This window comes from Halanaerobium congolense, assembly GCF_004366375.1.
Taxonomy (GTDB): domain Bacteria; phylum Bacillota; class Halanaerobiia; order Halanaerobiales; family Halanaerobiaceae; genus Halanaerobium; species Halanaerobium congolense.
In genome coordinates this window covers 18,860-30,595 of sequence record NZ_SOEF01000008.1, presented here as the reverse complement: position 1 = coordinate 30,595, position 11,736 = coordinate 18,860, and the positions used below count along the sequence as shown (strand labels likewise).

The 11,736-nt window shown below is 33.6% G+C and carries 11 protein-coding genes; all 11 read left to right on the top strand.

Annotation, left to right across the window (positions count from 1 at the left end; all coding sequences use genetic code 11):
* The first annotated feature begins 11 nt into the window (after positions 1–11).
* The 11 genes from C7954_RS04270 (at position 12) to rpsP (ending at position 11,734) form a co-directional block, all read left to right on the top strand.
* Positions 12–1,640 carry a tRNA nucleotidyltransferase/poly(A) polymerase family protein gene (locus tag C7954_RS04270; protein ID WP_134058835.1) on the top strand — a complete coding sequence of 543 codons (1,629 nt, stop codon included), beginning with the start codon at positions 12–14 and terminating at the stop codon, positions 1,638–1,640.
* A gap of 28 nt (positions 1,641–1,668) precedes the next feature.
* A complete protein-coding gene (locus tag C7954_RS04265) occupies positions 1,669–2,310 on the top strand; it encodes a site-2 protease family protein (RefSeq protein WP_073155719.1) in 642 nt (213 codons plus the stop codon).
* 15 nt (positions 2,311–2,325) lie between these two features.
* Positions 2,326–3,054: a segregation and condensation protein A gene (locus C7954_RS04260; RefSeq protein WP_073155716.1), complete on the top strand. Its 729-nt coding sequence runs from the start codon at positions 2,326–2,328 to the stop codon at positions 3,052–3,054.
* Between the two features lie 55 nt (positions 3,055–3,109).
* Positions 3,110–3,787 carry an SMC-Scp complex subunit ScpB gene (scpB, locus tag C7954_RS04255; protein ID WP_081374470.1) on the top strand — a complete coding sequence of 226 codons (678 nt, stop codon included), beginning with the start codon at positions 3,110–3,112 and terminating at the stop codon, positions 3,785–3,787.
* 15 nt (positions 3,788–3,802) lie between these two features.
* Positions 3,803–4,513: a pseudouridine synthase gene (locus tag C7954_RS04250; RefSeq protein WP_089722702.1), complete on the top strand. Its 711-nt coding sequence runs from the start codon at positions 3,803–3,805 to the stop codon at positions 4,511–4,513.
* Between the two features lie 162 nt (positions 4,514–4,675).
* Complete coding sequence (locus C7954_RS04245; RefSeq protein WP_073155710.1) at positions 4,676–4,936, top strand: stage V sporulation protein S; 261 nt, start codon at positions 4,676–4,678, stop codon at positions 4,934–4,936.
* Positions 4,937–5,006: 70 nt separating this feature from the next.
* Positions 5,007–8,615 carry a chromosome segregation protein SMC gene (smc, locus tag C7954_RS04240; protein ID WP_134058832.1) on the top strand — a complete coding sequence of 1,203 codons (3,609 nt, stop codon included), beginning with the start codon at positions 5,007–5,009 and terminating at the stop codon, positions 8,613–8,615.
* On the top strand, positions 8,616–9,539 hold the full coding sequence (ftsY, locus tag C7954_RS04235; RefSeq protein ID WP_089716686.1) for a signal recognition particle-docking protein FtsY: 924 nt from the start codon (positions 8,616–8,618) through the stop codon (positions 9,537–9,539).
* A 145-nt stretch (positions 9,540–9,684) separates the two neighbouring features.
* Positions 9,685–10,029 carry a YlxM family DNA-binding protein gene (ylxM, locus tag C7954_RS04230; protein WP_073155700.1) on the top strand — a complete coding sequence of 115 codons (345 nt, stop codon included), beginning with the start codon at positions 9,685–9,687 and terminating at the stop codon, positions 10,027–10,029.
* A gap of 12 nt (positions 10,030–10,041) precedes the next feature.
* Complete coding sequence (ffh, locus tag C7954_RS04225) at positions 10,042–11,382, top strand: signal recognition particle protein (RefSeq protein ID WP_073155698.1); 1,341 nt, start codon at positions 10,042–10,044, stop codon at positions 11,380–11,382.
* Positions 11,383–11,473: 91 nt separating this feature from the next.
* Positions 11,474–11,734: a 30S ribosomal protein S16 gene (rpsP, locus tag C7954_RS04220; RefSeq protein WP_073155695.1), complete on the top strand. Its 261-nt coding sequence runs from the start codon at positions 11,474–11,476 to the stop codon at positions 11,732–11,734.
* Positions 11,735–11,736 lie beyond the last annotated feature (2 nt).

Genomic DNA, 11,736 nt, shown 5'->3' with positions numbered 1-11,736 from the left:
GTGAGCAGCAGATGAAAAATAATAATTTATTAAAAAAACTTTTAAATTCAGTAGCTGAGGAATATTATACTTATAATGATCAAATCATCAAGGTGAATAATCTCAAAGAAGTTGAATTCAAAAAAGCAGCAGCACATATTGATCAGGTTGATTATAGGTATTATAAGGAAGATCAGTATTTAATTGACCAGGATAATGTTTATTTTAACAAAGAAAGTGTTAATTTATTAAAATATAAGATTCAATTTTTGGGTAAAATTAAATCTGGTGAACATGATATCCCCTATCATAATAGCGAAAAGTATAAAAGTTTGAGTATTGATTTGGATAAGGGGCTTGATTTACTCAAAAAATACAGACAGAACAATCATGAGCAGGCCTCTTTTTTACACTATAAATCAAATCTTTTAGCTGAACTGCCGCAGGAAAGAAGAGAACTGCTGTTGTTTTTAGCTGCAGAGGCTGCTGAGTTAGGATATAATCTCTATTTAGTTGGGGGACAGGTTCGTGATATCTTAATTGATCTACCATTAAATAAGGATCTGGATATTTTATTAGATGGAGATTTGAAAGATTTTTTCAAGCATTTAGCCGAAAAATATGGATATGAATATGATTATAATAGTGTATTTTCTACCGGTTTTCTGCATAATGAATACGGTTACTCCATTGATATAGCCAGCTGCAGAGAGGAAAAATATCATTTTCCCGGTTCACTACCGCTGGTTGAAAAGGCTGATCTTTTTTCTGATTTATTTAGAAGAGATTTTACAGTAAATACACTGGTTATTGATCTGCATCCTGATCGGAAAGGAATACTCTATGATTTTTTTGGTGGTCTTTATGATTTAGATAATCGGATTCTAAAGGTGCTGCATAACTACAGTTTTAGGGATGATCCTTTAAGGATTTTAAGAGGTATTCGTTTTCAGACTCTAAAAGACTTTAGATTGAGTGCAGAAACCGTTGAATTAAGCCGCCGTTCATTAAAAAATTACGATTACCATAAACTAGCAATTGAAAGAGTTTTTACTGAGCTGTCATATTTATTTAAAGCTCAGAAAGATATCTCTCAATTTTCTTCAATTTTATTAAATCAGATTCCTGTTTTAAAATTAATTAAAGATAACTTTAAATTTGATGCTGATCGAGATGCTGATTTTCTAAAAGGAGAAAAAATTCTTGCTCTCAGCCGGGAGAAGGGAATTAATGTTAATCATTTTCTTGTCAGATTAATAATTTTGTTTTATAATAGTAAAAAAAGCGTAATTCAGTCCTGGCCGCTTTCAATCCCGGAAAAGAAAACATTTATCAGGAAAAGCTGGGAGTCTATTTCTACTTCAGTTTTTGATACTAAAGATCCAGCTTTAAGATACAGAGAATTGGAATCTTATCAGCCTGAAGAGTTATTATTATTTACAATTATAAATTTTAAGCAGGATTATGTTGAAGAAATTTTTAAGCATCTGCGCTTAAGGAAAGAAATAGAAATACCTGTTTCGGGTCATGATTTATTAGAGCTTGGTTTAGAACAGGGACCTAAAATAAAGGAATATTTGTTAGAAGTTAGAGATCAAATTTTAAGAGAAAATATTTCCAATCGCCAGCAGGCATTGGAATATTTAAGAAATATTATTTAGTTTATTTGTCTTTTATAAGAGGTGGAATATGAATACAATTTACGAATTATTATTATTAATTCCAGTTTTATTATTTTCGTTATCACTACACGAATTTATGCATGGTTATGCTTCCTATAAATTGGGAGATCCAACTCCTAAATCTCAAGGAAGATTAACTTTAAATCCCCTTGCACATCTTGATCCAATGGGGAGCTTGGTTTTGATTTTAACTAGACGTTTTGGCTGGGCAAAACCGGTGCCGATTAATCCAAATTATTATAAAAATCCAAGGCAGGGGATGATGCTGGTTAGTTTAGCTGGCCCTGGTGCTAACTTTTTTCTAGCAGCAGTATTTGCCCTCATTGCTAGAGTTATTGTCTTTTTTAGTTCATCCACTCTTTATCAGCTGCAGATGGCTGGTTATGGTAATTTAGTTCAGACTATTTTTGTTTTTTTCCAGCTGGCAGTTATTATTAATTTAAGTTTGGGTTTTTTTAATCTTTTACCGGTGCCGCCACTTGACGGCTCAAAAATATTGATGGGGATTTTACCACCTAAATTTGATAAATATATTCGCAAACTGGAAGGACCTTATGGAATGATCTTGTTATTACTGTTGGCTTATACAGGTGTTTTGTGGAGTGTCATTGGACCATTGGTTAATACGGTATACGGCCTATTATTATAGGAGAGAGGTTAAGTTATGGATTATAAAATTGTGCTTGATGATTTCGAAGGTCCGCTGGAACTTTTGTATAAGCTGGTCAAAAAAAATGAAATTAATATTTCAGAACTTTCACTTGCCAGAATTACTGATCAATACCTTGATTATTTAGATCAGATGAGGGAATTTGATATTGATCTGGCCAGTGAATTTTTGATTATTGCTGCTGAGCTAATTGAGATAAAGATAAAAGCACTACTCCCAGCTGAAGCTGAAGCCGAGGAGGAAGAAAGCGAACATGAATTAATTATACGCTTAAGAGAGTACGAATTGTTTAAAAATATTGCTCAGCTTTTAAAAGAGTGGGAGGCTGAAGCAGGCAGCCGCTATCGGGCCCAGGTTGATTTAGAAGAATTAATGCCTGAAATGCTGCAGCTTGACTTAGAAATATCTGCATCTGAATTACATGAACTTGTTGTTAAGGCGATTACTGCTGAAAAAGAAGAAGAAACAGAAGTTCTTAAAAATCCTAAACTTGAATACTTAAAAGAAGAGAAATTTAATATTGGTAATAAGATTAGAGATATTTTAAAGGATATCAGGCAGCTTAATCAGGAAATATCATTTTTTAATCTTATCAAAGAAGAAAACAATCAATTAGAGATAGTAGTAAGTCTTTTGGCACTATTAGAATTAATGAAGCGCAAAAGAATTAAAGTAGTCCAGGAAAGTAATTTTTCAGATATTAGAATAAGTATGGAAAGGTGATAGAGTGAAAGTCTGCTTGCAAACTTTGTGGGCTTGCCCCGAGGAGGGTCAATTAATGAGTGAAGATAATATTAGTTACCTAAGCAATAAAAGAAGGGAAAAAGATCAGCAAATTCTCGATAATTTGGGTTTTGAAGACTTAAAGCCAAAGGATATTGCTCTGGTTGAAGCTCTTATTTTCAGCAGTAAAAAAAAGCTGCCACATCAAGTAATTAAAGAAATAACTTCTTTTTCTGATGAAAAATTAGAAAGAATTATTATTTATTTAGATAAAAAATATCAGAGTCTAGAATTCGGTATTCAGTTAAAGGAATATAATAACAGTTATTTATTCCAGACAAAAAAAGGGTTTGCAGCTGAAATTGAGCAGTTATTTGATATAACAAAGGTTTCTTCTCTTTCTACTGCTTCTATGGAAACACTGGCTATTATTGCTTATAGACAGCCTGTTACTCGATCGGAAATCGAAGAAATTAGAGGCGTTAGTGTTGAGCGAACTCTAAGCACTTTAAGTAAATATGAGCTGATAGAAGAAGTTGGCAGAAAAGAAACTATTGGTAATCCAATTATCTATGGTACCACTGATCAGTTCTTAGAATATCTAGACATTGAAGATTTAAATGATTTGCCAGAAATAGAAAGAGTTGAAAAATTATTTGCCGAAGAAATTGAAGAAGCTGCTAAAAAAGCAGCAGCAGAAGATAAAAAAGAAGATGAAGAAGAAATTGAATAATTTAGAGGTGGAAAAATGGAAAGACTGCAGAAAGTTATGGCTCATGCCGGGGTTGCTTCCCGAAGAAAGTCAGAAGAGATAATAGCAGAAGGTAGAGTTAAGGTCAATGGTAAAGTTGTTACTGAAATGGGTTTTAAAGTAGATCCTGAAGAGGATGAAATAATTGTTGATGAAGAAATAATTAGTGAGGAAAAGAAAAGATATATCTTATTAAATAAGCCCGAAGGTTATATCACAACTGTTTCTGATCCAGAAGGACGGCCAACGGTTATGGATTTAATACCTGATTTAAAGCAGAGATTATATCCAGCAGGGCGACTTGATTATGATAGTTCTGGACTTTTAATTATGACTAATGATGGTGATTTAACCTACAAATTAACTCATCCTAAAAAAGAGGTTGATAAAAAATATAAGGTGCTGGCTCAGGGAGAAGTGTGTCAGGAAGATTTTGAAAAATTTGAAGCAGGAATGGTAATTGACGGTCAAAAAACAGCACCAGCAGAAATTTCTAATATTAATTATAAAGGTGATAAAACAGAATTTGAAATTGTAATTCATGAAGGTCGAAATAGACAGGTAAGAAGAATGTGCAGAATAGCAGGGTTTTCAGTAATTTCTCTACAGAGAATTGGTTTTGCTTTTTTAACCTTAGACGGGGTTAAAGAGGGCGATTTTAGATATTTAAGTGATCAGGAAGTGGTTAGATTAAAAAAACTGGCCTAATTAAGTCGATAAAGAAGGAAAATCTTCTTCAATCAAGAATTAGATAACTAGCTGTTTAAATATTCTCAAGTTAAGTATTTTCAGGTTTAATTAGATAATACTTAAGATTCTCCACCTATTTTAAAAATATCAGAATAAATTTAAGGGGGAGCCAGATTATTTATGGAAGAATTAAAGGTTTCATCAAAATCAGATCCAAAGGCTGTTGCTGGTGCTGTAGCAGCAGTGTTAAGAGATCAAAAACAAGTAGAACTACAGGCAGTTGGGGCTGGAGCAGTTAATCAGACTATCAAAGCAATAGCAATTTCTAGAGGTTATGTTGCTCCGAATGGAATGGACTTAATTATGATACCTGCATTTGTAGAAATTGAAATTGATGGAGAAGAAAGAACAGCTATTAAATTTTTAGTTGAGCCGAGATAAATCAGGTGCTTTTAAAACCTATCCATGCGGATAGGTTTTTAAATGCAAATTAGGCTGAATTGTGAGGTTGGTGATTAATATTTTTCTTAAAAAAATTAGGCTAAAAGGATTTAAATCTTTTGCCAATAAAACAGATATAGAAATTGAAGAAAATATCACTGCCGTAGTAGGTCCAAATGGCAGTGGTAAAAGTAATATCGTTGATGCAATCCGCTGGGTTTTAGGTGAGCAGAGTGCCAAAAATCTGCGCGGCAGCAGAATGTCAGATATTATATTTTCTGGAAGTGAAGAACTAAGCCCGAAAAAGAAGGCCAGTGTAACTTTGTTTTTTGATAATTCGAATGGAGAGCTGCCGGTTGAGGGCCAGGAATTGACTCTGGGGCGTCAGGTTGAAGATGATGGCCGCAGTGATTATTTAATCAATGGTGCTTCCTGCCGCTTAAAAGATATTGAAATGCTTTTAATGGATAGTGGACTGGGAAGTGATGGTTATTCAATAGTCGGTCAGGGTCGAATTGATTCAATTATTAAATCAAAGCCCGATAAAATGCGCCTCTTTTTTGAAGAAGCTGCTGGAATAATGAAACATAAGTCCAGAAAAGAAGAAGCTGAAAAACGATTAGAAAATACTAATACTGATTTAAATAGAATTTATGATATAGTAGATGAGCTGGAAAAACGCCATGATCCCTTAGAAAAAGCAGCCAAAAAGGCTAAGAAATATAAGGGCTATAAAGATCAACTTTCAGATTTAGAGATTAGTTTATTAAATAAGCAGTGGCAGGAGCATTCATCAGAATTTGAAGAACTGAGCCAGAAAAGAAAAAATGTGCAAAAGAAATTAACTGAAAAAGAAAGCAGCTATAATGCCCTAACATATAAACTTGATAATTTCAAAGATAACTTGAAGACTGTAAAAAATGAAAAAGAAGAGGTTAGCAAGCAGTACTTTCAAAATCAAAATAAGGTAAATGAAATTAATAATAATTTAAATGTAATGAAAGAAAGAAAAAACAATTACATAAAAAACAAAGATAATTTAAAAGAAAAATTAGTTCAATTAAAAACAGAGCTTCAGCAGGAAGAAAGTGAAGTTAAAAAAGCCCGAGAAAATTTTGAACTAATTAATTCTGATCAGCAGAATATAAAAAATGAAATAGATAATTTAAAAAGTAAAATTAAAAACAGCAGTAAAAAAATTGAAAGCTTAAAGCAGCAGATTGAAATTAAAAAAAATAAGATTGAAAGAAAAAAAGAAGAAATACAGGCAGAACGATCAGCTCTGGAAAGGTTAAAAGAAAGAGTTGAAATTTCTAAGGCCAGACTTGAAGAAATATCGGAATCTCAGGCCGAAATCAGCTCTAAAATTGGTGAGAAAAAAGATAAAGCAGCATTGGTAGAGGCAGAACTAAAAGAGATAAAAGCTGAGATTGACGAAACTGAGTCTTTTTTAAAAAAATTAAAAGAGCAGGTCAAAACTGGAGCAGAAGCTTTAGAAGAAGGTAAGGACTTACTTTTAGAAACTAAAGAAAATTATCAGCATTATAACTCCAGGCTGCAGCTGATGGAAGAGATGCAGGATAGTTATGAAGGTTATTATAATGGTGTGCGCAGTATTTTAGAAAAAAGAGAGCAGTTTAGCGGTTTGATTGACGTAGTTGCCGAAATAGTTTCTGTTAAGGCCGAGTATGAACAGGCTATAGATACTGCTCTTGGTGCTAAAATGCAGAATATTATTGTTGAAGACGATCAGACTGCTCGTGATGCTGTTCAATATTTAAAGAAAAATAATAGAGGCCGGGCAACATTTTTACCACTAAATATGGTTAATGGTTCCCGTTTAAGAAATCATTATTTAAATCAGCTCTCTCAGCAGGAAGGTTTTATTGGCCTGGCAGTTGACTTGGTAGATTTTCCGAAGCGTCTTGAAAATATATTCAATTTTCTTTTAGGACAGATAGTAGTCAGCGATAATCTTGATCATGCTGTTAAAATGTCTAAAAACAGCAAAAGAAGCTTTAGAATTGTTACCACGGAAGGAGATGTTGTTTATCCGGGAGGAGCAATTTCTGGGGGCAGCAGTTCCAGCAGCAGCCGCGACTTAATTGGACGCAGTCGCAAAATTAAAGAACTGAAAAAGAAAAAGGCTAAATTACAGCAAAAAGGGAAATCCCTTGTCAAAAAATTAGAAAATGATAAAAAAAATCTTGATCAAAAACAGGAAAAACTAGAAAGTATAAAATCTAAACTGCAGTCCTTAAAAATGGAAGAAAACAATATAATAAACCGCCAAAATAGGATTGAAGAAAATTTAAATGATCTAAAAGTTAATCAAGATCAAAGAAATAATAATTTTTCTAATCTGGATAACAATTTAAAAAGCAGTCAGAATTCAATTGAAGCTAAGCAGAAAAAAATTAAAGAATTAAAAATTGAGATTAATGATTTAAATATCGATATCAATGATCTCAGAGCCGCTTTAAATATTAAAAAAGAAAATATGGCTGAAATTGAGCCCCAGCTAAAAGAGCTAGAATTAGATGGAGCCAGAATTTCTGAAAAAAGGAATAACGCTCAGGAAAAACTAACTGAAATGCAAAAAAATTTAGAGTATAAAATCGAAGAAATTGAAAATTGCAGACAAGAAATAGAAGCTATTAATAGCAATTTAGAAAAAATTACTGATCGCAGAATCAATTTGCAGCAAAAAAAAGAAAAATTGGAAGCTGCAGGTGAAAAATTAAAAGAGCGAAAAGAAAACTTAACTAAAGAGCTAAAAGATTTAGAGCAGCAGGTTGAAGTTAAAGAAAAAGAGTCAAAAAAACTGCAGCAGGATTTAAATAAGATTAAAGATAATTTTCATCAGCTTGATTTAGATTACACTAAATTAGATGATAAACTAGAAAATATAAAATCAATTTTATTAGAAGATTACAGTTTAGAACCAGCAGAAATTGATATGACTAATTTAATAGAAATTAAGGATGAAGATGAAGCAGAAGTTGAGACAAAAATCAAATTTTTAAGACAGAAGATGGAAAAATTACACCCGGTTAATGAAGCAGCTGTGGAAGAATTTGCTGAATTAAAAGAAAGATTAGATTATCTGCATGAACAGCAGGATGATTTAAAACATGCCAGAAATTCAATTGAATTAGTAATCTCTGATATTGAAGAGTCGATGGAAAAAATGTTTGCTAAAACTTTTTATCAGGTAAAAGAAGAATTTGCCAAGGTTTTTAAAGCTTTATTTCAGGGAGGGAAAGCCGAATTAGAATTAACTAATCCGGAAGAACTTTTAACAACTGGAGTAGAAATCCATGCTCAACCACCTGGTAAAAGTCTGAAGAGTTTATCTCTCTTATCAGGTGGAGAAAGGGCTTTAACTGCTATTGCTTTAATCTTTGCCTTCATTCAGGTTAAGCCAAGTCCTTTTTATGTTTTAGATGAGATTGATGCTCCTTTGGATGATGTTAATATTGTTCGTTTTGCTAGCTTCATTAAAAAATATGCAAAAGTAGCTCAGTTTATTATAATTACTCACCGCCGCTACATGATGACAGAGGTTGATTCTCTCTACGGTGTAACAATGGAAAAATCTGGTGTATCACGTCTGGTGTCTTTAAAACTGGATCAAACAGAAAAATTTAACGATAACTATATCAAGGAGGCTTTATAAGTGGGATTTTTACAGAGATTAAAAGATGGACTAAAAAAAACAAAAGAAGGTTTTGTAGATAAGGTAACAAATATTTTTACAGGTAGGACTAATATTGACGATGAATTATTTGAAGAGTTAGAAGAAGTATTAATTCAGGCAGATGTTGGTGTTAAAACTACTTTTACCTTAATTGATAAATTAAAGGATGATGTTGAAAAAGAAGAAATTACAGAACCTGAAGAATTGATGCAGTATTTCCAAAAAGAATTAAAGAGCCTGCTGCAGAATGATGAGGGTGGATTTAATTTTGATAAGGATTTAAATATTATAATGGTTGTAGGTGTTAATGGTGCAGGTAAAACTACTACAATTGCCAAAATTGCCGGTCGTTATAAAGATCAGGACAAAAAAGTAATGCTGGCAGCTGGAGATACTTTTCGAGCTGGAGCGATTGAGCAGCTGCAAATTTGGGGTGACCGCCTGGGAGTAAATGTAATTGCTCAGCAGGAAGGTTCAGATGCAGCAGCAGTTGCCTATGATGCGGTTCAGTCGGCTAGAGCCAAAGGTGTTGACCTTTTAATTGTAGATACAGCCGGTCGTCTGCACACTCAAACTAACCTAATGGAAGAGTTAAAAAAGGTAAAACGAGTAATCGACAGGGAGGCAGCTGAAATAAAAGCTGGAGTCGAAGTACTGCTAGTTTTAGATGCCACAACCGGCCAGAATGCAATTTCTCAAGCTAAATTATTTAATGATGCTGTTAATGTTGATGGAATAGCTTTAACTAAACTTGATGGTACTGCCAAAGGTGGGATTGTCATTGCAGTTAAAAATGAGCTTCAAATTCCAATTAAACTAATCGGAGTCGGAGAAGCAGCAGAAGATCTGCAGAACTTTGATCCAGATGAATTTATAAAGGCTCTTTTTAGCAGTGAAGAATAATTAAGTCCTTAGCTAAGATATCTGCAGATTCTTTGTTAATCCAGATATTAATAAAGAGAGTTTTGTAAATTTCAGCTTGACAAAAGCTCCAAAATATCATATACTATCACCTGTGTTAAGTAAATTAACTTTACAGGTGATTTTTTTGCTAAAAAAAACAATTAAAATAACAATGTTATTTGATTTTTATGGCTCATTATTAACAGAAAAACAGCGTCAAATTATTAAAAGCTACTTCTATAATGATTTATCTCTTTCGGAAATTGCCGATAATATTGGTATCAGCCGGCAGGGAGTTTACGATCATTTACACCGAAGTGAAGAAAGTCTTGAAGACTATGAAGCTAAATTAGGTCTTTTAAAAAAGTACAATAAGATAAGAAAGAATATAAATGATTTAGAGGCTATTATGACTGAGAAAGGAATTTTAGCCGAAGATAAGAATGAAGATTTACGCAAAAAACTAGAATCGATCAAATCGATCCTCTAGAGGAGGTATATTATGATTTTTTCCAGTCTGGCTGAAAAACTGCAGGATACCTTTGATAAGTTAAGAGGCAAGGGTAAGCTGACAGAAAAAGATGTTAAGGCTGCTTTAAAAGAGGTTAAAATGGCCCTTTTAGAAGCAGATGTAAACTATAAAGTTGTAAAAGACTTTATTTCCAAAATTGAAGAGAGAGCTGTTGGTAAGGAAGTTATGGAAAGTTTAACTCCCGGACAGCATGTAATTAAAATTGTAAATGAAGAAATGCAGGAACTAATGGGAGGCAGCAAAGAAGATATTGCGATTTCTTCTGAGCCGCCAACAATTATTATGATGGTTGGTCTTCAGGGCTCTGGTAAAACTACCAGTGCTGGTAAGCTGGCCCGTAAGTTATCCAAAGATGGTAAAAACCCATTATTAGTTGCTGCCGATGTTTACCGTCCGGCTGCTATTAGACAGCTGCAGGTTTTAGGTGAAAGATTAGAACTGCCTGTATTTTCAATGGGAGAGGACAGTAATCCGGTTGATATTGCTAAGGGAAGTATTAATTATGCTGCTTCTCATAACTGTGACACTATTATTCTTGATACAGCAGGTCGGCTGCATATAGATCAGGAAATGATGGAAGAACTAGAAAATATTAAGGGTACAGTTGAACCTGATGAGATTCTGCTGGTTGTTGATGCAATGACCGGTCAGGATGCGGTTAATGTAGCTAAAAACTTTGACCAGCGTCTTGATATCGATGGAATTGTTTTAACTAAGATGGATGGTGATGCTCGTGGTGGTGCAGCTTTATCAATTAAAGCTATCACAGGTAAACCAATTAAATTTGCAGGTACTGGTGAAAAATTAGCCGACTTAGAAACATTCCATCCAGACCGAATGTCTTCCAGAATTTTAGGTATGGGTGATGTTTTAAGCTTAATTGAAAAGGCTGAAAAAAGCATCGACCAGGAAAAAGCTAAGGCTTTAGAAGAAAAATTAAGGAAAAATGAGTTTACGTTGGAAGATTTTATGGAACAGATGGAACAGGTTAGAAATATGGGCCCCATGGATGAAATTCTTGGAATGATTCCGGGAATGGGTGGAGCCAAACAGCTAAAAAATATGCAGGTTGATGATAAACAGCTTGACTATATTGAAGCTATTATTTCATCAATGACTCCTGAAGAACGAAGAGATCCGGAAGTAATAAACGGCTCCCGTCGAAAAAGAATTGCTCAGGGTAGTGGAACCAGTATTCAGGAAGTAAACAGGCTTTTAAAACAGTTTAGACAGATCAAGAAAATGATGAAGCAGTTAAATAGTGGAAAAATGAAAAAAGGTGGAGGCTTAAATCTACCATTTTTTAATTAAAATAAAAAGTAATTACTAAAATTTAAAGGATGGGCTTTTGGCCCTGATCAAATTTGCACTTTAAGTGCGAATGAGAGGAGGTGTTTGATAGATGGTTAAAATTCGTTTAAAAAGAATGGGAAGTAAGCGTAATGCATCATACAGAATTATTGTATCTGATTCCAAGAGAGCTCCTCAAGGATATTTTGTAGAGGAATTAGGTTTTTATGATCCTACAACTGAACCAGAAACTTATAACATTGATGAGGAAAAAGCACTCAAGTGGTTAAACAATGGTGCGAAGCCTTCAGATACAGTTAAGACTTTATTAAAGAAGTCAGGTGTAATGGCAAAGTATCACGGTAATGAGTAATT